General features: G+C 64.4%; 24 protein-coding genes. 2 read left to right on the top strand and 22 right to left on the bottom strand.

Annotated elements, in window-relative coordinates; genetic code table 11:
* Positions 1–8: 8 nt before the first annotated feature.
* The 15 genes from N511_RS0114190 to N511_RS0114120 form a co-directional block, all read right to left on the bottom strand.
* Positions 9–677, bottom strand: a complete 669-nt coding sequence (locus N511_RS0114190; RefSeq protein ID WP_027679917.1) for a hypothetical protein — start codon at positions 675–677, stop codon at positions 9–11.
* Positions 677–1,807, bottom strand: a complete 1,131-nt coding sequence (locus tag N511_RS0114185) for a baseplate J/gp47 family protein (protein WP_027679916.1) — start codon at positions 1,805–1,807, stop codon at positions 677–679. Before N511_RS0114185 ends, N511_RS0114190 begins: the two co-directional genes overlap by 1 nt.
* A 1-nt stretch (position 1,808) precedes the next feature.
* Positions 1,809–2,189, bottom strand: coding sequence for a hypothetical protein (locus tag N511_RS0114180; protein WP_051530931.1), 381 nt, complete (start codon positions 2,187–2,189; stop codon positions 1,809–1,811).
* On the bottom strand, positions 2,186–2,854 hold the full coding sequence (locus N511_RS0114175) for a phage baseplate assembly protein V (RefSeq protein ID WP_027679914.1): 669 nt from the start codon (positions 2,852–2,854) through the stop codon (positions 2,186–2,188). Before N511_RS0114175 ends, N511_RS0114180 begins: the two co-directional genes overlap by 4 nt.
* A complete protein-coding gene (locus N511_RS0114170) occupies positions 2,851–4,110 on the bottom strand; it encodes a phage late control D family protein (protein ID WP_231479620.1) in 1,260 nt (419 codons plus the stop codon). Before N511_RS0114170 ends, N511_RS0114175 begins: the two co-directional genes overlap by 4 nt.
* Positions 3,993–4,862, bottom strand: a complete 870-nt coding sequence (locus tag N511_RS0114165) for a hypothetical protein (RefSeq protein WP_231479619.1) — start codon at positions 4,860–4,862, stop codon at positions 3,993–3,995. Before N511_RS0114165 ends, N511_RS0114170 begins: the two co-directional genes overlap by 118 nt.
* A gap of 99 nt (positions 4,863–4,961) precedes the next feature.
* Complete coding sequence (locus tag N511_RS0114160; protein ID WP_027679911.1) at positions 4,962–6,914, bottom strand: phage tail tape measure protein; 1,953 nt, start codon at positions 6,912–6,914, stop codon at positions 4,962–4,964.
* Between the two features lie 34 nt (positions 6,915–6,948).
* Positions 6,949–7,353: a hypothetical protein gene (locus N511_RS24620; protein ID WP_155954048.1), complete on the bottom strand. Its 405-nt coding sequence runs from the start codon at positions 7,351–7,353 to the stop codon at positions 6,949–6,951.
* On the bottom strand, positions 7,350–7,484 hold the full coding sequence (locus N511_RS25600; protein ID WP_257878166.1) for a hypothetical protein: 135 nt from the start codon (positions 7,482–7,484) through the stop codon (positions 7,350–7,352). The genes N511_RS24620 and N511_RS25600 overlap by 4 nt, the downstream gene beginning before the upstream one ends.
* A 32-nt stretch (positions 7,485–7,516) precedes the next feature.
* A complete protein-coding gene (locus N511_RS24250) occupies positions 7,517–7,876 on the bottom strand; it encodes a hypothetical protein (protein ID WP_051530929.1) in 360 nt (119 codons plus the stop codon).
* Entirely contained in the window at positions 7,876–8,307 is a 432-nt protein-coding gene (locus tag N511_RS0114140; protein ID WP_027679910.1) for a hypothetical protein, read from the bottom strand. Before N511_RS0114140 ends, N511_RS24250 begins: the two co-directional genes overlap by 1 nt.
* Before the next feature lie 84 nt (positions 8,308–8,391).
* Positions 8,392–9,924, bottom strand: a complete 1,533-nt coding sequence (locus tag N511_RS0114135) for a tail protein (protein ID WP_027679909.1) — start codon at positions 9,922–9,924, stop codon at positions 8,392–8,394.
* Between the two features lie 150 nt (positions 9,925–10,074).
* On the bottom strand, positions 10,075–10,911 hold the full coding sequence (locus N511_RS0114130; protein ID WP_027679908.1) for a hypothetical protein: 837 nt from the start codon (positions 10,909–10,911) through the stop codon (positions 10,075–10,077).
* A gap of 346 nt (positions 10,912–11,257) precedes the next feature.
* Positions 11,258–11,701, bottom strand: a complete 444-nt coding sequence (locus N511_RS24245; protein WP_051530928.1) for a hypothetical protein — start codon at positions 11,699–11,701, stop codon at positions 11,258–11,260.
* Positions 11,702–11,823: 122 nt separating this feature from the next.
* Positions 11,824–12,120 (bottom strand): hypothetical protein, encoded by a 297-nt coding sequence (locus N511_RS0114120; RefSeq protein ID WP_037026685.1) that lies wholly within the window; start codon positions 12,118–12,120, stop codon positions 11,824–11,826.
* A 181-nt stretch (positions 12,121–12,301) separates the two neighbouring features.
* On the opposite strand from N511_RS0114120, the gene N511_RS24615 reads away from it, so the two are divergent.
* Positions 12,302–13,087, top strand: coding sequence for a S24 family peptidase (locus N511_RS24615; protein ID WP_051530927.1), 786 nt, complete (start codon positions 12,302–12,304; stop codon positions 13,085–13,087).
* 297 nt (positions 13,088–13,384) lie between these two features.
* Here the strand turns inward: N511_RS24615 and N511_RS0114110 are convergent, their stop codons facing one another.
* The gene (locus N511_RS0114110) at positions 13,385–13,921 is read right to left on the bottom strand and encodes a GNAT family N-acetyltransferase (RefSeq protein ID WP_037026916.1); all 537 of its coding nucleotides are present in this window, start codon (positions 13,919–13,921) and stop codon (positions 13,385–13,387) included.
* 167 nt (positions 13,922–14,088) lie between these two features.
* Here N511_RS0114110 and N511_RS0114105 point away from each other — a divergent pair, with 167 nt between their 5' ends.
* Positions 14,089–15,066: a DedA family protein/thiosulfate sulfurtransferase GlpE gene (locus tag N511_RS0114105; protein WP_027679905.1), complete on the top strand. Its 978-nt coding sequence runs from the start codon at positions 14,089–14,091 to the stop codon at positions 15,064–15,066.
* Between the two features lie 380 nt (positions 15,067–15,446).
* Here N511_RS0114105 and N511_RS0114100 read toward each other — a convergent pair whose 3' ends face one another.
* The 6 genes from N511_RS0114100 to fliF all read right to left on the bottom strand — a co-directional run bounded on the left by N511_RS0114100 (position 15,447) and on the right by fliF (position 22,674).
* On the bottom strand, positions 15,447–17,039 hold the full coding sequence (locus N511_RS0114100) for a flagellar hook-length control protein FliK (protein WP_027679904.1): 1,593 nt from the start codon (positions 17,037–17,039) through the stop codon (positions 15,447–15,449).
* Positions 17,040–17,077: 38 nt separating this feature from the next.
* Positions 17,078–17,542: a flagellar export protein FliJ gene (fliJ, locus tag N511_RS0114095; RefSeq protein WP_027679903.1), complete on the bottom strand. Its 465-nt coding sequence runs from the start codon at positions 17,540–17,542 to the stop codon at positions 17,078–17,080.
* A 108-nt stretch (positions 17,543–17,650) separates the two neighbouring features.
* Positions 17,651–19,087, bottom strand: a complete 1,437-nt coding sequence (gene fliI, locus N511_RS0114085; protein WP_027679902.1) for a flagellar protein export ATPase FliI — start codon at positions 19,085–19,087, stop codon at positions 17,651–17,653.
* Positions 19,077–19,814 carry a flagellar assembly protein FliH gene (gene fliH / locus N511_RS0114080; RefSeq protein ID WP_027679901.1) on the bottom strand — a complete coding sequence of 246 codons (738 nt, stop codon included), beginning with the start codon at positions 19,812–19,814 and terminating at the stop codon, positions 19,077–19,079. The genes fliI and fliH overlap by 11 nt, the downstream gene beginning before the upstream one ends.
* Positions 19,815–19,849: 35 nt before the next feature.
* Entirely contained in the window at positions 19,850–20,842 is a 993-nt protein-coding gene (fliG, locus tag N511_RS0114075; RefSeq protein WP_027679900.1) for a flagellar motor switch protein FliG, read from the bottom strand.
* Positions 20,839–22,674 carry a flagellar basal-body MS-ring/collar protein FliF gene (gene fliF, locus N511_RS0114070; protein WP_027679899.1) on the bottom strand — a complete coding sequence of 612 codons (1,836 nt, stop codon included), beginning with the start codon at positions 22,672–22,674 and terminating at the stop codon, positions 20,839–20,841. Before fliF ends, fliG begins: the two co-directional genes overlap by 4 nt.
* Positions 22,675–22,731 lie beyond the last annotated feature (57 nt).

Genomic DNA, 22,731 nt, shown 5'->3' with positions numbered 1-22,731 from the left:
GTGCGCACCTAGGAGCTGATGCGCGTCCAGATGATCGAGGCCGCTGGCCGCACCGATTCGATGGCGGCGTAGATGTCAGCGTCGGACACGGTGTTGCTGCTCATCGACGCGTCAACGTATTCGCCTTGCGACGGCGCGCTGTAGCCGGTGGTGACGATGCTGTAGCCGGCCACGTTCGGGATGCCGCTGCCGAGCGGCCGATACGCCTGCACAAAGGCCTGATACGTGAGCGAGACCTGCCCATATGCACCCGCCATGCCGTAGCCGCTGTTGGGCGCATCGTAGGCGCCGCAGTCTGCGGGTCGGCTTGGTTCGATGACGGTTGGCGCGCGCCCGGTCAGATCGGTCAGCACGCGGATGATCGCGTTGCGCGTGCCGCGTTCACGAAACAGGTTGGCGACGATGTTGGCGCGAAACGATGCGTCGGACTGCCCGGCCCTGCGCTTGATCGACAGGCCGAAGAAATCCGCCGCAATCATGTCGAGCCAGCCATCGGAGGCGGTCAGGATGCGCGTCTGCTGCTTCGCATAGGCATACAGGCTGTAGACGTAGGCACCGCTATAAGCCAGGCCCTGCAGCAGCCCGTTGATGATCGGCGACTGCGCCGCATCGCCAAACCAGCGCGGCAGATACCCGCGTATGCGCGCGAAGATGTCTTGTTGGTCACCGGTTGCCATTACGTCACCGTGATCGAGTTGGCCGTGGTTTTGATGACCTGCAGGCTCGTGGCCGGCAGGTCTGCCGTGCTGCCGTTGAGCAGCGTATTCGTGACGTTGGTGACGGCCGGCGACGCGTCATACGCCACCTGCGCCAGCCGCGAATACGTCAACGCCGCACCCAACGGCAGGCTGTTGATGTAGGCCAGCAAAGCCGCCTGCACCTGTACAGCAATGGCCTGATGCGTGTAGCCGGCGGCCGTGCTGATACTCATGGATACAGTGGCGTTGACGACGACAGGTCCGTATACGTAGAACGTGCTCGTCACAGGGCGCACGGCATCCACGGCGTTGCTTACGCTGACAAGCAGCGTTGACGTAGGCGCGCCCGTGCCGTCGTCGACGATCACGATGAACGTGCCGTTCTGCGGCAGGCCGGCGTAGGTCTGGTTCTCCAGGATCACATACGTCAGCCCCTGCTTGACGCTGGCGATGGCGGAGCCGATAGCCGTCTTCGTCGCCTTCGACAGACTCGCAACATAGGCGATAAAGCGCGAACGGAATGCGGTATCGGGCTCCGCATCCGCGCCGTTGACGAAGGCCGCTGCATTGCTCACGGTATCCACACCGGAGATGGCACCTACGATGGTGGACACCGCGCCCGCCACCGCATTGCCCGCTGCGCCCGGCGTGACGGCCTGGACCGGCACGCTCACATTGGCCGTACCGGCGGCAATCACATAGCCGCCAAGCGTGGCGCTATAGGCGGGGTTGGTCGTATCGATCACCACATTGAACTGCTGCGTGCCGTCGCCCGTCTGCACCACCGCCGTCAGCGGCACCAGCACTTGCTGCGTGACCGTGAAGCGTGAGAACGTGACGCTGCCCGTGGCCGGCACGGCGGCCAGGCGTGTCAAGCCGAAATCGGCCATCCACGTATCGAGATCGGCGCCGCTCGAGGTTGCCGCCCGGGTAATCGCCAGCACCTGCAGGATCAACCCTTGCAGCCACACCGTGACCGCCGCATTGGCCTCAACGACGGCGCGCAGCACCGATCCGACGGTCAAGTCGACCAGCACCTTGGCGTAGCCCTGGATGGCCGCCACCTGGTTGCGCACGAGCGTCACCCAGTCTTGCGTCTGAATGGACATATCACTTGCTCACATTGAATTGAAGGGACACCGGCTCGCGCGTAATCGCGCTGCTGTACAAGATGCGCACGCTCACGCCGCCTGTGATGGCGGCCACGTCCACCTGCGGCTCCGGGTCTTGCGCGACCCCGGTTTCCTGCAGGATTTGCGAGCGGATCAACCCCCGCAGCGCGGGCACGTCGAGCGTCTCGCCGATCTTCTGCGGCAGCCCCGCGCCGTAGTCGGTGTGGAAGATGTAGTCGCCCGGGTTGGTGACGAGGCGCCGCACGATGCGTTGCTGCGTCCGCAGGTCGGCACTGGCAAGGCCTAGATCGCCAGTGGGCGACACGGTCATGTCGCCCCCCACCCAGTGGTTCACGTCGTTCAGAAGTTGCTGCGTCATGCCACGCTCCCTGTATTGCCGGCCCCGGGCTGCACACCGGTATGGCGATGCGTATCGTCGATCCGGTGCCCATTTGCCGAGACCTGACCGCTGAACTGCGTATTGCCGCTGATGCTCATCGAGTTGCCGGTGCCGTTGTTGCCCGACACCGCCATGCCGGCTTGTCCGGTGATGGTTTGTGTGACCAGCAACGCGCCGTCGATCTGCACTGGGCCCTTGTGATTCCACTGCGGCGCCTGGCTGCTGAGCGTGCCCGCGCTGATGAGCGTAACCGTGCCGTCGTTGTGAAACTGCAGCTTGGAGCCCGACGCGTGCGTCAGAAAGAACTCGCCCGACTGCGCACCGGTCGGCCGCGCCTGATCGCTGAACAAACGCGCGCAGATGTAGCCGTTCTCGATGTCGCCGCCCAGAAACTGCACCTCCACCTGATCGCCCGGGCTGACCGGCGCATCGATACCCCAGCCATTGCCGACCCAGGCAGAGGCAACGGGCATCCAGCCGGTCAGCGAGCGCGCTGGGTCGGCGGGGTCTTCAGGTTGGAGGCGTACCCGCGCAGACGCCGTCCCGGGGTCGTAGCTGGTGACGATGCCCATGCGGTTCTCTGCGCGATTGGACTGCGCCATCATCGCGGCGAGCACCATCTGGTTGCGAAGCTGCTGGATCATGTGCTCGTTCCCTTGTTGATGTTCTTGGCCGATATGTCCATCACATAGCCCTCGCTCAGGCTCATGCTGCGTGTGATGCTGTCGATGAGGTAGTCCTGATCGAAACCGGTGCCCGTACCTGTCAGACGGAGCGTGTCGGTGGGCGTGAGGATTTGATCTGCAGGCAGGCGGGCGCGTAGCTTCATTTCGTGCTGTGCGACTTCGTCGTACTTCTGCTTGGCCAGGCGCTTGACTCCGGCCTGGTCGAGTCCATTGCGCTCCACGGTGTGCGTCGGCTTCTGGCCCTGATCGCCACCTGGCGCATTGGTGTAGCGGGCGGAGAATCGCTTGCCCTGCTTCGCATTCCACGAGCGTGCTTCGACCGTGACGCCTTTTGCAACCGTCAGATCGCGCGACAGTTGCAGGGTTGCCGTGTTGGCCTGGGCGTTGCCTTTCTCATCGCGCCCCCAACGCAGCTCGTACGGTTCCGCAGCGGCCGGCGGACGCGGTTCGAAGTGCAGCGTCTTGCCGGCCACGTAACAGATAAACCCTTCGGCCCGCGCCAGCGCTGCCAGCAAATCCCACTCGGTTTGCTGATGCGTCAGGCTTACGTTGTCATGCGCATAGGCTTTACCGATGCGCTGTTTGGTCGGCGGCCCTGCAACCTGCAAACCATGCGCACTCGCCAGCCGCGCAGCCACGTCCGAGGCAGTCAGGTTCTGGAACTGCAACGTGACCTTCTCGTCGATAAATAGCGCGGTCAAATCGCGGCCGCTCAGCGTGAGCTGGGCGGAAACCGGATCCAGCTCGACGCCGTCGACACGGCCATAGATCAGGCTTTCGAGATTAGCCTCGTCGTACTGCATGGGGTTCGAGGGAAAGCCGGCGAAGATCTCGACCAGCAATTCACGCTGACCGGAAAACCAGTTCGCATCGCGATCTGGCGGCAAGGCAGCTGTTGCCAACGTGACCTGGAACGTATCCGCCTGCTCGTACGAATTGCTCAGGACCGACCAGCTCACACACGCCGGAATGCGCTCGCCGCCGACCTTCACGATCGAGCGCGGTTGCCGCACACCGGCGATCACGGGTAGCTTGTTCAGGCTCATAAGAAAAAAGCCCCGCGCTGCGGGGCTGTCTGGTTGATGAAAGCGGCTCGCTAGGGCTTTGGCAAGCCGCCGGCACGGTCCTTGTTGGGTGGCACGATCAGGTTTTTCACCCCTTGCACAAGCGGGTCCCACAGGAGATCCGGGTTCGCCTTTGCCAGGCTCGTCCACGCCATCGCGTCGTTGTATTCCTTGGCCGCCATCTTCATGAGATCGCCACCCACCGTCACCACATGCTTGGCGCTCTTGTAGACGGACTCGATGTTCTTCTGCATGCGGCCGGCAACACGATCAAGCTGAACCAGCACCGGCAGGTTCAATGCCGACGTCATCTGGCCAGCCAGCTTTTCCACCTGCTGCGATACCGGGTTATTCGGCAGGATGCCGCCCAGCGTCGTCACCTTTGTCAGCGTGGTATTGGCCGATGCGATCAGCGCTTGAGCACGATCACGCACCGCTGTCACTTGCTGCAGGACGTTGCTGAGTGTTGACTGCGCTGCGTTGGCAAAACTCGCTACGGTATCGATCGCCGAGTTCGCCGAATCGATCAGGCCAGACAACGTGCCGTCGCCAATCGCGCTGCCCATGTCCGTCACGGCCGCTGCATCGCTCTTGATCTGGCCATCGATGCTCTGGTCTGCATCACTGCCTGCAAATTTCGACAGATCGCTCGCCACTTCGCAGGTGATCTTGTACGGGATCTTGTAGGCACGCTGAAAATCCGCACGAAAGTCGCGAATGACGACGGCGTAGTAGATTTCGGACCACTGCAGCAACAACGATGCGCCGCGTTCGCGCAGATCGTCCAACTGCCGCGCACGCGCCAACGCATCCTTGCCGAGCAGCCACCCGGACCATTCGACGGGGCCGCAGAACGCCCCCATCGAATCGATCACGCGCGTGCCACCCACCAAGTCGTGCATGGCGAGTTTCTGCGTCCCACCAAACGGGATGCTTTCAGGGACCTCCAGATCCCTGAACTGGAAGTTTCCGAGTTTAAGAGCGAAGTCGGGCATGGTCGATCAGAGTCCGGATGGCATGAGCTGCATGCCGGTATTGAAAGTGCTGGAGCCAGTCTGCGGGCGCGCCAGGTGCCCTTCGATCTGCTTCCAGACCACCTGGCCAACGGAGCGGCCGTCCATGGTCACGTCGCCTTTGAGATAGACGAGCTTGGGCTCGGCGACCTTCACGGCGGTGCTGGGCGCGCTTGCGCCATGGCTGGAGTCCGGCTTGGTGGCGGGCAATTTCTTGCCAGTGTCTCCGTGAAGTACGTCGTACAGGAACGTGCCCAGCGTCGCTCCCTTGACCCCGCTGACCCGCTCGATCAATGGGCTAATGACGTTGTCGTTAACGTAGCCACCGAGCTTGTAGCCGCCGTATGCCGCACTGATAAGGCCGCTACCCCGCCCCAGCACTCCCAGAGCCTTCGACGCAAGCGGCGATTCCATCAGCGTTCCTGCCGCGCTCAGCAGACCGCGGCCCACGCCACCACCAGCGCGAAGCACAGACAGGCCAAACCGCCCCACGCCAGCCCCCAGGCGAAGCGCGCCGTTGGCTGCTGACTTCGCAATACGCCCGACGCCGCGCGCGAAACCACCGCCACCCTTCCCTCCGCCGCCCGGCAAAGGCAGCGACAGCGTCGAGATGACCTTGTGCAGAAAAGCGAGTCCTGTGGCGAACGCCATGATCGCCTTCGTTGTGCCCGGAAACTCCTGTGCAAGGTGTGTGATGCGCTCAATCAGGCCATTGAACTTCTCCAAGCCCGAAATCGCCAACGGCAAAACATGTTCGCCAAGCGCGATATTGAGGTTCGTCTTCTTGGCCTCGTAGTCCTTCAGCTTGCCTTCGAGCCCTTCGTTGTCCTTCTCGTAGAGCTTTGCTGCGCCAAGTCCTTTTCCGGCGTTCGCGAGGTACAACCCGGCCCGCTCCTTGTCATGCTGAAGCTGCTCCAGGATGTTTTTCTCGTCCTTCATGCCGAGCAGGTTGCCCAACTTCGTGTTGAGCGCATCTCCGCTGTATCCGCTCTTCTGCAGCGCCGGCACGATCACACTCGTCACGTACTGAAGCGGATTCTCGGTGAAGGCCCGCGCGTCCGTCATGCCGGTTGCATCCACACCGGTGATGTGCCCGGCCTTGTCGCGATGCACGGCCTTCGGGTCCAGCAGCTTGACGCGTTCAAGCTCACGCGCGACCGTGGCGGGCATATTCCCTGCCACCCAGCCTTGGAGCGCCGACATGGCGTCAACGCCAGCCTTGGAGCCCCCATTGGCCTGCATGAACTGCTTCAGCCCAAACACCGCGGCCTCTGACGGCTTCAGTGCGCCGGACAGCTTGCCGCCTTGCATGGCCTCCAGGTAGTCCTTGGGCAGCACGCCACCGCCGCTCGCCAGCGCCGTATTGACGAGCATGTTGAAGGTCTCTTCCACCTTCTTCGTATCGATCTTGCCGTCTTTGCCGATCACGCCGTCGCGCATCTGCGCGACCTTCAGTGCAGTCAGCGCCATGCTGTCGAGTTGCGCGCCGTCCTTGACGCCGGTTGCCGAGCCAAAGGCCGTCCGCGCCTGGGCCAGCAGTTTCGTCACGTCCTGCGCCTGGGTCGAACTCTGCAGAATGGTCTGTGCTCCACCAAACAGCTGTCCGACATCCGTGAGCGACATGCCCTTGATGTCGAGCCCTTTGAGGAACGTCTCGTTCGCCGCCGCAGCGCCGGCGTCAAAACGGCTGATCCGTTCAAGTACTGCGTGGTACTTCGAAGCAGCATCCACTTGCTTGTCCCACATGTGGGCGGCTTCGTTGCCGGCCTTGAACAGACCGCTGCCGAACTCGGTGAGCTTCTTGACCCTCTCCAGCCGGGTCTCCAACTTCTCCGCACTCTTGTTGACGGATTCGAACTGCGCGGCCATCGCCAACAACCCGCGCGACACGTTGTCCACCAACGCAATCTGTATCCCGATCTTGTAAGCATCGAGGCTCATAGGAATCCTTGTTCGTCTGTTGAGGCCACCGATCTCACTTGTGCGCGCTTGCGGTGGAAGCCAATGGGCGGCCCTCCAGCACCGCCGTCACCGCATCGCCCACACGCTGTTGCACAGCGTCGGCGTGCTCGTTTGCCACCGCACCCAAAAATGGATGCGGTGGCGTCTGCACACTGCCCAGCTCCAGAACGACAGCCTGGTTGGCGTTGGAGCCGATGGCCGCCTCCAACCCCTTGACCTCCCGGCCGATGGAATCGCGCAGCGCATTCACCAGCGCCGCATCTGCGATGCCGGCGGCCGCCGCGCTTTCCACCGCCTTGGCGCTAGCTGCCAGCTCCAGTGCCGCAGCGGCCGCGTCCAGCCCCTGCGACAACGCTTGCGGCACGCGCGCCTCCAACTCGATCAGGCGACGCGCCATCTCTGCTAACGAAAGGTTCATTCGCGCTCCTTGAAAGACATCGTCTTCAGGTCGAACTGCGCGCCATGGAATTCGCTGCATTTGATCGCCATCGCCTGCCGCATGGTGTCGTCCAGCGAAAACGCCACGTCGAACGGAACACCGTTATGCACGAGCCACATCGCCTCGTGAAACGGGCCGTTCGTCAGGAGTTTTTTAGCTCGGACTCCGACGTGGCAACGTTGATGAAGCTGGCCGCGACACCGCGCTGCGCGGCTTCGTTGCCCTCTTCGCCCAGGCGTTGATACAGCGCACGCAACTGGGCTTCCGAGGCTGGCGTCGGCACCGGGTCACCATCGATGGCGCAGACGAACTTCAGATGCGCGACCTCTGCCAGGTACAGCATGTTCAGCTCGCTGCCGCCCGCGGCCTTGGCAAAGTCGAGATTCGCCAGCGGGCTCGGTTTGCGCAGCGTGATCTTGCGGCCCAATGCATCGTCAACCACCAGCTCTTTCGTGGCGGCCTTGATGATCTGTTCGGAGGGAGTGGTCGTCACGTTGGTCATCAGGACACCTTGATGCGGCGCGAAGCCACGAAGTTGACGGACTGCTTGATGGTGGCGTCGCCGGCGCGATTGCCTGCGTCCGCCAGCGTCATCAGCACACCGTCATAGCGGAACTGCGAGACCGAGCCGTTGGCCTCCTGGATCGTTTCGTAGATCTGCGCGGGGGCTTCGTTCAGGCCCGCGTAGTAGCCCGCTTCGAGCTGCGCAAAGTAGTTGTCGAGCGTCGCGTCCTGGCGCTCCACGTCGAACGAACCCGACCAGCCGTCGAAGAAGCGCACATGGTCGGTGATGCCGTCCAGGCGTTTGACGCGCACGTCGGTTACGTCCTGCTTGCTCTTGAATGCGGTGATCTTGTTCGGTTGCAGCGTGCCGCTTGCGGTCTGGATGACCAGCGTGTAGTCGCGACCGACGGAGTAGCCTTGAATCGGCATAACGTTCTCCAAAAGAAACGCCCCACGTCGTGCGGGGCGAGAAGGTTGATGGGTATGCGAGGGGTAACGCGCTTGATGCGTGTGTTACTGATTTGCCGTCGACGTGCGGATCACCGTGGCCTGCGAGCCTTCCACGTTCACCAGGAACTTCTCGATGACGGACAGGTAGACCACTTTCACATCGGCCTGCATGTAGCCCAGCGCAACGCGGTTCATCGGGTTGTTGTTCGCATCGATCTGCACCGAGAACGCCGGGCCGCCATTGACCGCACCGATCATCCCTTGCTGCTCCATCGAGCTGAGGAAGTTCGACAACGTGGCCGCCGCCTGCGCGCGCACCGTGGCCGACTGCAGCTGGCCGACGTACTTGCCCATGCCCGCGTTGATCGTGCTGGCGATGTAGTTGGTCATGCGCGTGTAGTTGTCGCCCTGCGTGAGCGCGTTCGAGCTGGTGTTGTGCCCCGCACGGCAACCGAAGTACGCACCGCCCGGCACCGGATTCGTCACGACATCGATGCCGGCCTGGATCAGCGCCTGCAACTCGGCCGAGCTGTAGCTCTGGTTGGCGAACGTTTTCTGCGTGCCCACCACGCCGTAGATCTGCTTGTTCAGGCTGCTGTTCTGCGGGGACAGGTTGGCCAGCAAGCCCGCAACAAAGCCTTGCGGCGACACCAGGCGCGTCACACCGTTGACGGTATCGAGCCAATACACCCAATCGCCAAACAACAGCTTGAAGGCGTACGAATCGATGCCAGCGGTGCTCTTGGCTGTGACGGCATTGGCGATGGTGTCGCCGCTCGGGCCCGTGCCGATCATGTAGATGCCCTCAGACAGGCCGAACGCCACCTGGGTCGGCCAGGTCGTTGCGTCGGTGCAGTCGGCGAGCATGGCAATCGACACGCCCTGGTTGCGCAGCGCGTACATGCCCTTGCGCGGCACGGTGTCCTGACCGAGCAGCACGGCGCCGGTGATGGTGGCCGCGCCATCCGTGCCGCCCCCCAGTTGCAGCGTGGCGGCCGTCGGTGCGGTGGTGCTCGCGCCGGCGGTGGCAGTGATGATTTGCGACGCGCCGCGCATCACGCTCACGCCGTTGTTGATGGCGTTGGCAATTGCGATCCACAACGCATTGCCGGTCTGACCGGCACCGATGTTGTCGAACACTTCGGGCGCCAGCGTCGGAGCGGCCACGGTCACCTTCCACGTGTTGGCAGCCGAACCTGCCGCCAGCGCCACCGTGACGGTGTTGCCGAGCGAACCCGTGTACTTGGCCGTGAACGTCACGCCGTTCGTCTGCGCGACCACCGTGGCAGCGGTGTCGGTGCCATCGGTCACGCGCACGCAGCGGAAGTTGTTGGCGCCCTGCTGAACCGCCACGGCCACGGCCGTGCCCATATCGTAGGTGCGGTTCTGGATCGCGCCGAACGTCTGCGCGTACATGGCCATGTTGCCGATCAGCGTCGGCGAGTTGACGGGCCCCCAGGCCGCGGTACCGACCACGCCGAGCACGTTGGTGGGAACGCCGTTGAGCAGGGTGACCTGCGGCGGAACAATTTGGACGTACAGGTCCGGAACGATGAGTGCAGTGGTATTGATGCTGCCCTGCTGGACGATCGGCATGCGTGCCTCCAAGTGAGAGAACAAAATGGCCGCACGAAGGCGGCCGGCAATAAAAAAACCGCCCGAACAAAAAGGGCGGCACGGTTACGGTTGATGGACTTCCACTGCAATGCGGCCAGGCGAACCCGGCCATGGGCGACCACGACCGCGCTACTGCGCGATGGCCCGGACAGGAAACTGCGCGCCCATTGACGCCCCGGCTGTCACGTTCTCGACCCCAGTCGCAATCTGGTACGCGGTGTCGGTCACGATGGTTGCGTACTCGACGGCATACCGGAGGTCGCGCCGGTAGATGCCATTCGTCAGGTCGTCATGCTGATGGCCGCGCTTGTAACGCAGCGCCGCGCCCTGATCGGGCAACGTCAGGCGCACGATCCCCGAGAGCACCGCATCGATCTTGCCGACGATAAGGTCGCGCGGCGCCGCGCCATTCGCCCACGCCGAGATCAGGAAGGTGCGCTCTTGCCTGCGCGTCTCGCGCTGCACGGTGCCGATGCCACCCACGCGCGGCGAGATGTATGTCGCATTCGGAATGGTGATCGACGAGCCAGTGGCCGTTGCCGGGCGGTCAACAGCCACCAGCGCGGCTAGCGACGTCGCAATGTTGGCCGGTGTATCGCTGGCCTGCACGGCATAGGCATATGCGCGGCCGTCCACCAACAGCACAACGTTCTGCGGCGTGCTGACGATACCGTTCACCATGACGGTCTGTGCCGTCACGCTCAAGGCCAGCGTGTTCGCCGGCGGTGTGGCGACGGTCCAATCCGAGAACGCAGTGTTGGCGTGACGTTGATGACTCGTGATCGGAAAGATCGACACATGGACCTTGTTGGCCTGCAGGTCGGTCTTCAGTTGCGTCATGTTGGGCCAGCCGCTGTAGACCACCACAGGATTGCCCGTGATCGACGGCTGGCCGATTCCGTTCGGATAAACCACGCCGGTGACCAGCGTGACGAGTGCAGTGGAAACGTCAGAGAGATCTGCCATAAGACAAGCGCCTTCATCGATGCGCGCTGCAATGCGTGATCGATCGAGTGAGTTGTATCCAGGATTGAGACAGCCGCGAACGGTTCGTCACCGTGTAGCGACATCGAGGCATGTATTGCGTGGGAATACGTCAGCAAGCGAAGCCGAGAAACAAAAAAGCCCGCTGCGTGGCGGGCTTTTCTTCGCGATGTCTGCGCTTCGTCTGGGTAAATCAATGCACCCCAGTGGGGTGCATGTCTCGGTCTGAACCGGTTACGCCGCGAGGGCAATCGAACATCTGGGAAACAGAATACGAAGGGGATATAAACCGTGCAAGTGGGCTGAAGAAAAAATTCCGAAAAAATTTTCAGGCGGCCAGCGGAGCCGCCGTCACAGTCGCGGCAGCGGCCGCTGCACGCACGGCCTTCGTCATCTGCGCGCGCGCCACTTCCGAATCGATGACGTGCGACATGATCGACTGCGCCTTCGCAAGTCGCACCTTCCAGTGCTTGAGCGTATGCGGCGATGCGCCGTACTTGCGCACGAGAATGCGGCACACCATCTCTGCCGGCATGCGATGCACGTAGTGATACTGCAGTAGCCGCTTGGCTACGGGGTCGGCAATTTTCTGCCACGCCTGCTCGACCAGCCAGCCGTCATTCACGTCGATGCTGACGATGGCTTGCGGCGCGCCGCATTCTGCATCGCGCATGGCGACGGCCAACCGTGCCCACGATGCGCAGTACTGCGGTTGCCAGCTCGGGTCGCGCACGACGCGACTCCAGTTCTCCAAACGGTCTTCGATTCCCATGTCCCTTGTCCTCGTATGTTTGTTGCGTGTGGATGCCGATATCGGCTTGCGTCACCCGCCTCTCGCGCTGTCGCCGCACTGACGGAAGACGAAGACAGCCGAAAACGCGATGACGCATGCGCCTATTGGAAAACGCGCACCTGCGCAGGCCCGGCGCCCACCGCACGCACCGACTGCACCCAGCGGCCTGTGACGCCGCATTTGCGTTCCTCGTCCAGCTCGAGCCGCTTGGCGGCGATCAATTCGCTGCGGCGCGCAGAGACGCTCGACTTCTCAATGCGCAGCGCCTGCGCGATTTCGGCAATCGTGGCGGTGCCGCTGCGGGCGACGTAGTCGGCGATGCGGTCGCACTGCAGCTTGGCCGTGGACGTGGCGCGGTTACGTCGAAAAGCATCCATCGAAGTTTGGGTGACAGTCATGGGAAGAGGCTCCAGTCGGCGCGAGCAGGCGCGCGGATTGAACAGATTCGGTTCGACCCGGGCCGCCTGCAGTAGGCAGCGGCGGAGATCAGGTCGTGCGGAGAAGTTTAGATTGTTCTAAACTGTTGCGTCAAGAAACTCCTGGTACACAAATTAGAAATTTCTTGCTCTAATGCGACCCATGGACATCTACGACAACCGCCGCCAGTGGCTGACCTACTGGATCCAGACCCTCGTCAACGGAGACCGCTCGGCGTTCGAGCGTCTGTACGGGTATTCGCGCTCGCAGGTCGCGCAGTTCCTGTCGCGCACCTACCAGGATGGCCGCAGCATCGGCGACATCGCCGCACGTCGTCTTGAGAAAAAGTTGGGGTTTGCCGACCGTGTGATGGACACCCCGTTCTCCGACGCGGCCGCGCAGGCTGCCGGCGGCAGCGCGGGCGATCTCGTCCGCACAAGCGCAGGCGCGTCCGCGCACAGCAAGGGCTTTCCCGCGCGGCCCATCACCACGTACAACAGCCTGGACGAACTGCCGAGCGAGACGACCATCCTCATCACGCATGTCGACGTGGCCCTTTCTGCCGGCAACGGGCGCGAAACCTGGCACGTTGAAGAGAAGGAACCGCTGCCGTTCCAGGCCGATTACGTCCGCCGGCTGGACGCCAGCCCCAAGCACCTCGTGGCGGTAAAGGTGCGCGGCGACAGCATGGAGCCGCGCCTGTTCGATGACGACACGGTGGTCGTCGACAAGGCGGACCGGCGCATCCCCACGGGCGGCGGCGTGTTCGCCCTGGTCTACTGCGGCGAGATGCTGGTGAAGCGGTTGTTCCGCCTGCCCGACGGCTCGATCCGGGTGGTGAGCGACAACAAGGAGAAGCACGATCCGTTCATCGTGACACCAGACCAGCTCGAACACATCGACATCGTGGGTCGGGTCAAGTACCGGTCCGGCATGGGCGATTTCTGAGCGGACGCCCGCGCCCGCTTCTCAACATGCAGACCCGCTTCGGCGGGTTTTTTCTTGCCCAAAGGTGTGCTTCTAAACCGCCGCAGTAGACATTTCTTGACAAAATGTTAGAAATATCTAAAATAGCGGGACAGAACGCACCTCACCGTACTCGCGCGCGCCACCCCTTAAGGGCGCTGCGCTCAGCCACCTCACGCAAACCGAATGACTGAAACCGAAACACTCCACCGGATTCTTGAAGCGACCCGCAAAGCATGGGGCCTGCCGGCCGCGCGACGCGGCAACGCCACCCTTGGGTCACAAAGCGCGCTGCATCAACAGACAATCCAGCCAGCGGCCGAATTTGTAGCCCACCGCCTCCAGCACGCCCACCTCCCGAAACCCGCAGCGCGCGTGCAGCTTGGCTGACCCCGGGTTTTCGCGGCCGCCGCCCACCACGGCCACCATCTGCTTGAAACCGCGCGTCTGGCATTCGCGGATCAGCGCCTCCAGCAGCAATGTCCCAACGCCCCGCCCCTGCGCGGTGGCATCAAGGTAGATGGAGTCTTCCACCGTGTGGCGATACGCGGGCCGCGCGCGATGCGGACCGGCATACGCGTAGCCGAGCAGCACGCCGCCCGCTTCGGCCACCACATAAGGCATGCCGGCATCCCGCAATGCGTGGAAGCGGCGCGTCATCTCGGCTAGATCGGGGGCATCGATTTCAAAGCTGGCGGTGCCAGTACGCACGTGATGCGCGTAGATACCGACGATAGTGGGGAGATCCGCCTCGGTGGCTGGACGAATGGCAACGGCACCCGATTCGCGTACGGACCGGGAAGCATCGATGGGCATTGCAGAAGACATGGCGGCAGGATGTGGAAGCGGTGTGAAGCGTTCATTGTCACGCCAATTTCACGCAAACCGCAGATCGCCGAGCGCATTCCGGTGACATGGCTATCGGGCAGCGCCGGAATGCGGTAACTTGGCAAACGCATTTGCCCCGCTGCGCCCTTCCTGCCATGCATGACCTGTTTCCCCTGATCGCCGAATACGGCGCGTTTGCCGTGTTCCTCAATGTGCTGCTGACGCAGGCCGGCGCGCCGCTGCCGGCCGTGCCGACGCTGCTCGTGGCTGGCGCGCTCACCTTCCACGGACCGCTTTACGTGATGGAACTGGCACCGGCCGCCGTGTCGGGCGCGCTGCTTGGCGACGGCCTGTGGTATTTCGCCGGCAAGCGCTATGGCCGGCACGTCATGGCATTGCTGTGCCGCGTATCGCTGTCGCCCGATTCCTGCGTGCGACGCACGCGCACGCAATTCGAGCGCTGGGGCGCCCCGATGCTGCTGATCGCGAAGTTCATTCCGGGTTTGTCGACCGTGTCGTCAGCGCTGCTTGGCACGATGCGCACGCCCTTCAGCACGTTTGCGCTGTACAACCTGGTGGGCTCGGCGGTGTGGGCCACGCTGTGGTTGCTGCTGGGCCGTCTGGCGCACGACAGCATCGACCAGGCGCTGCGCCAACTCGACCTGCTGGGCACGCGCGCCGTGCTGCTGATCGCGTTGCTGGCAGCGGTATATGTAGCGGCGCGCTGGTTGCAGCGCTGGCGCTTTCGCAAGATGCTGGAGATGGCGCGCATCTCGCCCGACGAGTTGCATGCGTTGATCGAATCGGGCGCGGCACCCGTCATCATCGACGTGCGGGCAGACAGCTCGCGCATGCTACAGCCGCAACGCATTCCGGGGGCCATGCTGTATGACATGTCCAGCAGCAATCGCGCGATCGAGATCGACGGCCCCGACCGCGAGATCATCATCTACTGCGCCTGCCCCAACGAGGCGTCTGCCGTGATGCTGGCGCGCACGCTGATGGGCCGCGGCTTCAAGCGCGTGCGTCCGCTGCATGGCGGTATCGACGCATGGGTGGAGCGCGGCTATGGCGTGGAGCACGTGGTATCGGTCACGCCCGCCACACTGACGACGGCGGAAGCGGGCGCCTGAGGCTGGCCCGCATGTGCGCCGCGGCGACGAAGCAGACGCACAAAAACAAAAAGCGCACCTCGCGGTGCGCTCTCCCGTAAGTACGGCAAACATGCGGTGCGCCAGCCCCCCGGCTCGGACACCCCGCATCGGTCCGTGTGCATCCGCCCGAAGACGGATGTGGCGAAATGATCCCCGTTTGATCCCTTCTTCGCCAGTCGGACTTGACCCCCTTGTTATTCATTTGCAACGCTGCCGCGTCAAACCTATGCGCGGCGTGCTCGCGTTGTTATTTCCCGTCCTTCTTTCATTGCCTTGCGGCTGGCCATTTTTGCATGGCACTCCTGCGTATTAACGGCAGGGTTGCACCGAACTTTAGACGCTGCGGGGCCAGCGGCCGGTCAGGCAAACGTGTCGATAGCGCCTTCGTGGGTGGACACACGACGCGGTGCCACCGCCAGCGTATCGGCGCGGTCTTGCGAGCCGCCGCCATAACGGCTGCCGCTATTCCCGCTGCCCGAACCGCTGCCCTGGTTTTGCGCCGATGAACCCTGCGATGCGCTCTGCTGCTGGCTGAAGTCACCCGTGCTGACCGACGTTTGCGCAAGCTGCATCCCGCCTTGCTGCATGGCGTCGCGCAGGCGCGGCATGGCGTCCTGCACGAGTTCGGCCACCGCCTGGTGCTGGCAGACGAAGCTCGCGTTGACGGCACCGTTGTCCACTTCCAGCTTGACGTGCATGCCGCCCAGCTCGGCCGGGTTCAACTGCAGTTCGGCAGACGATTGACGGTGCACTTGCATGAAGGCGAGCTGGCTCGCCATGCTCTGCGGCCATGCGGCGTCGCCAAAGGTGGGCAGCGTGTGGACTTGCTGCGGCGTGATCGATGCACCTGTCGCAGCGCCTGCGTTGGCCCCACCCACCGCAAAGGTCGGTGCGGCGGCCATGCCGGCATCGCCATTGGCACGCGACAGTGCGCCCTGGAACAGCGTACCGCTGCCCTGCGCATTGGCTTGCGTACCGGCGTTGTCCGTGTTGCCGGCGTTGCCGCCATTGCTGGCGTGGCTGGTGGCATCAGCGACGGCGGTCGCGGCCGTTTGCGTGACGGTGTTGTGTGCGCTCAGGTCGCTGCGGCGCGGCAGGCCGTGGTCGGCATTCGCGCCCTGCGCAGACGACGTGCTGCCGAGCTGGCGCACGGCGGGCGGCGTGTTGTCGGCAACGGCGCGCGTGCGGGCCATGGTCTGGGCCAGCGTGCCGCTGTCGGGCAGCGCGGTGGCCGGTGGCGTCGGCGTGTTTGCAGCGTTGGCCTTGGCGTCCTGCGCAGCCGGCAACCCAGCCGGGGCCGCTTGTGCAGTCATGGCTGGGTCAGCGGCGCCCTGTGCCGCGTTGGCCACCCCGTTTGCCGCGGCGTTTGCGGCAGCCAGAGCAGCAGCGTCATTTGCAGACGATTTGGCGACAACCGGCGTTGCGGCGTCGGTATCGGCCTTGGTATTCGTTTGGGGCGCCGGTTGCGCAACCGGCTGCTGCACGACTGCGGCCGCCTGCTGCGCGGCCTGGCGTGCGGCTTCGATCTGAGCCGCCAGTTGGGCAGCCGGGTCGACCACCGCCTGCTGTGCCGCGGTATCGAGGTCCTTGGCGCTGGCCGGCTGGGCCGGCTTGGCATTGGCCGTATCGGCGGTGCTGGCGGCAGGCGTGGTGATGCTCGGCACGGGCGTATTGTCGTCGGCCGGCTTGGCGTCCTGACCGTTGCTCGCGGCGCTGGTGCGCGTCGCGTCCTTGCGCGCGATATCGGCGCGGCGGCCGGCCTCGTCGGCGGCCGACTGTGCGTCCGCGCGACGGCGTGCGGCGTCCTGGGCCAGGCGGTCCGACAACAGATTGCCGAAGGTATCGGTGCCGGACGAGGAAGCCTGCGTCTTGTCGGCGGCGGCAGTATTGCCGGCCGACAGCATGGCGCCCAGGTCTTTGGCAGCGGCGTTGGGGGTGGCACTCAAGCCCACGTTGACTCCATCTTGCGACTGCGTGTTCGCGTTGGTCTTCAATTGCCGCCCTGTGCCGCACGCATGCGGATCACCTTGGCGGCGTGTTCGTCGTTGTCGCGCTGGGCACGGCGTTCTTCGTCCAGGCGCTGCTCTTCAATGTGGCGCTGGCGCAGGATGTCGAACGACTGCTCGCGGCGCTGCTTTTCCAGCCAGTTGGCACGGCTCATCGCAAGCTGCTGCTCCAGCGCGCTGATGGTGCCCTTCTGCTGGTGCACGGCGTTGCCCAGGCGGTCGATAAAGGCCGCGTAGTTGCGCAAACGCGTGACGTCCATGCCGCCTTCAGCGGTGCTCAGCATCTGCTGGTGGTAGTTGTTGCGGTAGTCGGACAGCAGTGCCAGCTTTTGCGTGGCGGCCTCGCGCGTATTCATCAGGCGGCCGACTTCCTGCGTGGCTTTTTCGGTGTCCTTCTGGGCCAGTTCCAGCACGGTTTCGAGGCGGAACGGCTTGTTCATGGTGGTCATCGGTGGACCCTCCAGCTTCCCGTTACATCAACCCATCGGACGCAAACCCGGCGGCTTTAGCCTTCGGCTTGCGCAACGCTTGCGGCTTCACAGTGCCAAGCGGGCACATCACGCCAGCACTCCCTGCATCTTCTCCAGCGTGTGCTCGCGGCTTTCGTTCTCGAACATGCCTTGCTGCAGGAACGCTTCCATGTCGGGGTAGCGCGCGATGGCCTGGTCGGTCACCGGGTCGCTGCCACGCGCGTAGGCGCCCACGGCAATCAGGTCGCGGTTGCGCTGGTAGCGGGCGTAGAGCTGCTTGAAGCGGCGCGCCGTGTCGAGCTGCTCGCGCGGCACGATGGCCGACATCACACGGCTGATCGACTGTTCGATATCGATGGCAGGGTAGTGGCCCTGCTCCGCCAGCTTGCGGGAGAGCACGAAGTGGCCGTCCAGAATGGCGCGGGCCGCATCGGCAATCGGATCCTGCTGGTCATCGCCTTCGGCCAGCACCGTGTAGAACGCGGTGATGGAGCCGCCGCGGCCGTTGGCATCGACCATGCCGTTGCCGGCACGCTCAACGAGCGCCGGCAGCTTGGCAAAGGCCGAGGGCGGATAGCCCTTCGTGGCCGGCGGCTCGCCGATGGCCAGGGCGATCTCGCGTTGCGCCATCGCATAGCGCGTGAGCGAATCGACGATCAGCAGCACGTTGCAGCCGCGGTCGCGGAAGTATTCGGCAATCGTGTGGGCGTAAGCGGCGCCCTGCAGCCGCATCAGCGGCGAGGTGTCGGCCGGCGCAGCCACCACGGCTGAACGTGCCAGGCCTTCGTCGCCAAGAATCTCGTCGATGAATTCCTTCACTTCGCGGCCGCGCTCGCCGATCAGGCCGACCACCACCACGTCGGCCTGCGTGTAGCGGGCCATCATGCCCAGCAGCACGCTCTTGCCCACGCCGGAGCCGGCAAACAGGCCCAGACGCTGGCCCTGGCCAACGGTCAGCAGACCATTGATGGCGCGCACGCCCACGTCGAGCACATGCTCGATCGGCTTGCGCTTGAGCGGGTTCAGCGGTGCCGGGTTCAGCGTGCCCCAGGCGAGATCTTCATGCGCGCCCAGCGGCCCCTTGCCGTCGAGCGGCTCGCCGTTGGCGTCCACCACACGGCCCAGCAGGCGCGGGCCCACGGGCAGGAACTTGCTGTGCGAAATCGTCGGGTCGGCGCCGTCTTCGCTCGACACCGGCAGGCGTTGCGGCTCCAGCGGGAACACGCGCGCACCGGGCACCACGCCCACCAGATCCGTTTGCGGCATCAGGAAGGCGCGCTCTTCGGCAAAGCCGACCACTTCGGCCAGCACGTGGCGGCCGTGCGGGAGTTCCACGCGGCATGCGCTGCCCACCGGCAGCTTCAGGCCAACGGCTTCCATGACCAGGCCGGCCACGCGCGTGAGCTTGCCGCACGTCACCACCGGGCGCGCCAGACGCGCACGCTGCGCGGTCTGCTGCAGGTGGGCTTGCCACACGCGCAGGTTGGGATTGTTGGCGGCGGGCTGCACGGTCTCAGGCGACATGGAGTGCGCCTCCTGCAACGCGTTCGGCTTCCGAGCGTTCGCTGGCAAGCCATGCGGTATCGCGGCCCAGCGCGCGGGTCAATTCGGCCCAACGGGTTTGCAGCGTGGCATCGGTTTCGCCAAAGCGGGTCTGCACGCGGCAGCCGCCGCGCTCAATGGCGGCGTCGACGATGAGCGTCCAGCCGGCGGCGGCCAGCTCCGTGCCCAGCGTCTGGCGAATCAGCTCGGCGTCATCGGCATGCACGCGCAACATGGCGGGCGCCGGGGCGGTGGGCGCATCGCCCAGCACTTCGCGAACCATCGGCAGGATCCGTTCGGGCTGCGCATGCAGCGCGCCGTGCAGAAACTGCTGCGCCAGTTGCAGCGCCAGATCGACCAGCTCTTCGGCAACGCTGCCGTTCAGTTGGTCGATCGCCTCGCGCACGGATTGCATGAGCGCGGCGATGTGTTTGGAATCTTCCTCGCCCTGGCGGCGGCCTTGTTCAAAGCCATCCTGAAAGCCTTGCGCGAAACCATCGCGGCGGCCTTCGTCGCGGGCGGTGGCAAGCTCCGCGTCAAGCGCGGCCTGCCATTCCTCTTCGGAAATCGGCGGCTCTTCGGGCTCGGGCGGCGGAGGCGGCGGCGCGGCTGCAGCAGCGGCCTCTGCGGCCTGTCGCCGGAAGTCGGTCGGCTCCCACGCCTGGTATTCGACCAGCGTGTCGCGCGGGATGATCGGCGGACGCGGCATCTCAGCGCCCCGTCACAGCAAAGCGGCCAGCACGGTCAGACATAGGCGTCCTCCGCCTTGCGGCCGATGGTGATTTCGCCTTCGTCTGCCAGGCGGCGCGCAACGACCAGGATTTCCTTCTGCTGCGCTTCGACTTCCGACACCTTGACGGGCCCCAGCACTTCCAGCTCTTCCTTGAGCATCGTGCCGGCACGCTGCGACATGTTGGCAAACACCTTGTCGCGGAACTCCTGCTTGGCGCCCTTGAGCGCCACCACCAGAACGTCCTGGCTGATCTCGCGCAGCAGCGTCTGCAGCGCACGGCCGTCCAGATCGATCAGGTTGTCGAACACGAACATCTTTTCAACGATGGCGTCGGCCAGTTCCGGATCGCGCGAACGCACGCCTTCGATAACGGAGCTTTCCACGGCGCTCGGCACCAGGTTGAGGATTTCCGCTGCCGTGAGCACGCCGCCCATCGCGTTCTTCTTGCGGTGGTCGTTGCCTTGCAGCAGCTTGGTCAGCACGTCGTTCAGCTCGCGCAGGGCGCTGGGCTGAATGCCGTCGAGCGTGGCGATACGCAGGATGGTGTCGTTGCGCAGGCGCTCGGTGAAATAGGTCAGGATTTCCGAAGCCTGATCGCGGTCAAGGTGAACCAGGATCGTGGCGATGATCTGCGGGTGTTCGTTGCGGATCAGTTCGGCCACCGACGATGCATCCATCCACTTCAGGCCTTCGATGCCGCTGGTGTCGCCGCCTGACAGGATGCGGTCGATGATGTTGGCGGCGCGGTCGTCGCCCAGTGCCTTGCGGAAAACGGTGCGGATGTACTCGTTCGAATCCACGTCCAGCGGCAGGTCTTCGGCTTCAACGAAGAACGCGTCAAACGCATCGAGCACACGCTCGCGCGAGACGTTCTTCAGCGCGGCCATGGTCGCGCCCAGCTTCTGCACTTCGCGCGGGCCCAGGTGCTTGAGCACTTCGGCGGCTTCGCTTTCGCCCAGCGACATCATGAGGATGGCGCTGCGTTGGAGTCCTTCGGCGCTCATTCGTTACTCACCCATTGTTTGATGACGGCCGCGACGGCGCGCGGGTTGCTCTGCGCCACGCGGCGCATGGTCTCGAGCTTCTTCTCGAAGTCGTTGTTCTTGAGTTGCGGCAGCGCGTCCGGCAGCTCTTCGGATTCGGCGCCGGCAGCCGCCGGGCCTTCCAGCTCCGGCCCGGCCGAAGCCGCGGCGCCGGTGATGATCGGGGCGTTCGGGTCTTCGCCTTCGCGGCCCACGAACGTGGGCGTGGCCGGCTCGTCCTTCTTGCCCATCGAGCGGATCGCCGGACGGATCACTGCAAACACCAGGATCAGGAAACCGATGGCCAGTGCCAGATACTTGGCGCCCTGAATGCCGTACTGGATCATCTCCGGCTGCTTCCACAGCGGCAGGTCGTCCTTGGGCGTGGGCAGCGTGCCCGAGAACTGGCTGTTGACCACGTTCACGGAGTCGCCACGCTTGGCGTCAAAGCCGACGGCGTCCTTGACCAGTGCGTTGAGCTTGACCATCTCGGCTTCCGACAACGGCTTCCAGGTCTTGCCGTCGCCACGGTAGTTGACCACCACGGCCACCGACAGGCGGCGTACGGTGCCCACTGCGGCGCGGGTGCGGCGCACGGTCTTGTCGACTTCGTAATTGGTCGTGGTGTCGCGGGTGCTCGACGAATTGCCGTTGGTTGCGGTACCGCTCGTGTTGGCAGCGGCCGCTTGCTGCGGTTGGCCGTTCGGGCCGGTCGCAGCCGGTTGCGACGCCGAGGCCGGAGCCGGTGCGGTCGGCAGCATGCGCGGCGCGGTCGGCGGCTGGTTGGACAGCGCACCCGGCACGCCGCCCTGGGCGTCGGCCTTGTTCTGCGTGGCTTCAGCGGTATGCGTGCTGCGCACGGCAGCGTTGGCCGGATCCTGGTTCGGACGATACGTCTCGGCCATCTGCTCGGTGTTGTCCAGATCGACGTCGGCCGTTACCTGCGCGCGCACGTTGTCTTCGCCCACCACGGGGCCGAGGATGGCTTCGATGCGCTTGATGTAGCCCTGCTCGACGTCGCGCACGTAGCTCAGCTGCGTCGGGTCAAGACCCGAGGCGTTGTCCTGGAACGACGACGACAGCAGACGGCCGGATTGGTCGACCACCGTCACGTTGGCCAGCGGCAGGTTCGGCACACTGCTCGACACCAGGTGGCCAATGGCCTGCACCTGCGAGCGGTCGAGCATGCGGCCCGGATAGAGCTTGAGCAGCACCGACGCGCTGGGCTTGGCCTGCTCGCGCACGAATACCGACGGCTTGGTCATCGCCAGATGCACGCGGGCGGATTGCACCTCCTGCATGGCCTGGATGGTGCGGGCCAGTTCGCCCTCCAGGGCGCGCTGGTAATTGACTTGCTCGGTGAACTGGCTGGTACCGAATTTCTGGTTCTCCATCAGCTCGAAGCCCGCTTGGCCGCCCTTGGGCAGACCTTGCGAAGCCAGTTTCAGGCGGGCTTCATGCACGCTCGTCTCGGGCACCATGATGGCGGTGCCGCCCTCGGCAAAGCGGTACGGCACGTTCATTTGCTGCAGCGCGGCGATGATCGCCCCACCGTCGCTGTCGGACACATTGCTGTACAGGACGCGATAGTCCGGACCGCGGCTCCACAGCATCGCGGCGGCAATGACGGCCACCAGCGCTGCCCCGCCGATCATCATCAGCAGGCGCGGCGACAGACGGCCGAGCGGGCCCAGGGCGCCCAGCGCACCTGCACCTCCCGCGTTCTGGCGCGTCATCGCGCCCTGGCCCACCGCCGGCATATCCACCGTACCGAGCGTGTCGGCGACAGCAACCGAATCGGCTGTCGTTGGCATCCCAAATCTCCTGACTGACTACGTTGCTTGAGCGCTCGCCCAACGTCTGGGCATGGC

This window comes from Ralstonia sp. UNC404CL21Col (assembly GCF_000620465.1).
Lineage (GTDB): Bacteria > Pseudomonadota > Gammaproteobacteria > Burkholderiales > Burkholderiaceae > Ralstonia > Ralstonia flatus.
This window is presented reverse-complemented; position numbering and strand designations above follow the sequence as displayed.

What these genes read in the sequence shown, in the direction of transcription:
- N511_RS0114190 (WP_027679917.1), bottom strand. Translation starts at nt 677, where the DNA reads ATGGCAACCGGTGACCAACAAGACATCTTCGCGCGCATACGCGGGTAT.
- N511_RS0114185 (WP_027679916.1), bottom strand. Translation starts at nt 1,807, where the DNA reads ATGTCCATTCAGACGCAAGACTGGGTGACGCTCGTGCGCAACCAGGTG.
- N511_RS0114180 (WP_051530931.1), bottom strand. Translation starts at nt 2,189, where the DNA reads ATGACGCAGCAACTTCTGAACGACGTGAACCACTGGGTGGGGGGCGAC.
- N511_RS0114175 (WP_027679914.1), bottom strand. Translation starts at nt 2,854, where the DNA reads ATGATCCAGCAGCTTCGCAACCAGATGGTGCTCGCCGCGATGATGGCG.
- N511_RS0114165 (WP_231479619.1), bottom strand. Translation starts at nt 4,862, where the DNA reads ATGCACGACTTGGTGGGTGGCACGCGCGTGATCGATTCGATGGGGGCG.
- N511_RS0114160 (WP_027679911.1), bottom strand. Translation starts at nt 6,914, where the DNA reads ATGAGCCTCGATGCTTACAAGATCGGGATACAGATTGCGTTGGTGGAC.
- N511_RS24620 (WP_155954048.1), bottom strand. Translation starts at nt 7,353, where the DNA reads ATGAACCTTTCGTTAGCAGAGATGGCGCGTCGCCTGATCGAGTTGGAG.
- N511_RS24250 (WP_051530929.1), bottom strand. Translation starts at nt 7,876, where the DNA reads ATGACCAACGTGACGACCACTCCCTCCGAACAGATCATCAAGGCCGCC.
- N511_RS0114140 (WP_027679910.1), bottom strand. Translation starts at nt 8,307, where the DNA reads ATGCCGATTCAAGGCTACTCCGTCGGTCGCGACTACACGCTGGTCATC.
- N511_RS0114135 (WP_027679909.1), bottom strand. Translation starts at nt 9,924, where the DNA reads ATGCCGATCGTCCAGCAGGGCAGCATCAATACCACTGCACTCATCGTT.
- N511_RS0114130 (WP_027679908.1), bottom strand. Translation starts at nt 10,911, where the DNA reads ATGGCAGATCTCTCTGACGTTTCCACTGCACTCGTCACGCTGGTCACC.
- N511_RS24245 (WP_051530928.1), bottom strand. Translation starts at nt 11,701, where the DNA reads ATGGGAATCGAAGACCGTTTGGAGAACTGGAGTCGCGTCGTGCGCGAC.
- N511_RS0114120 (WP_037026685.1), bottom strand. Translation starts at nt 12,120, where the DNA reads ATGACTGTCACCCAAACTTCGATGGATGCTTTTCGACGTAACCGCGCC.
- N511_RS24615 (WP_051530927.1), top strand. Translation starts at nt 12,302, where the DNA reads ATGGACATCTACGACAACCGCCGCCAGTGGCTGACCTACTGGATCCAG.
- N511_RS0114110 (WP_037026916.1), bottom strand. Translation starts at nt 13,921, where the DNA reads ATGCCCATCGATGCTTCCCGGTCCGTACGCGAATCGGGTGCCGTTGCC.
- N511_RS0114105 (WP_027679905.1), top strand. Translation starts at nt 14,089, where the DNA reads ATGCATGACCTGTTTCCCCTGATCGCCGAATACGGCGCGTTTGCCGTG.
- fliJ (WP_027679903.1), bottom strand. Translation starts at nt 17,542, where the DNA reads ATGACCACCATGAACAAGCCGTTCCGCCTCGAAACCGTGCTGGAACTG.
- fliI (WP_027679902.1), bottom strand. Translation starts at nt 19,087, where the DNA reads ATGTCGCCTGAGACCGTGCAGCCCGCCGCCAACAATCCCAACCTGCGC.
- fliH (WP_027679901.1), bottom strand. Translation starts at nt 19,814, where the DNA reads ATGCCGCGTCCGCCGATCATCCCGCGCGACACGCTGGTCGAATACCAG.
- fliG (WP_027679900.1), bottom strand. Translation starts at nt 20,842, where the DNA reads ATGAGCGCCGAAGGACTCCAACGCAGCGCCATCCTCATGATGTCGCTG.
- fliF (WP_027679899.1), bottom strand. Translation starts at nt 22,674, where the DNA reads ATGCCAACGACAGCCGATTCGGTTGCTGTCGCCGACACGCTCGGTACG.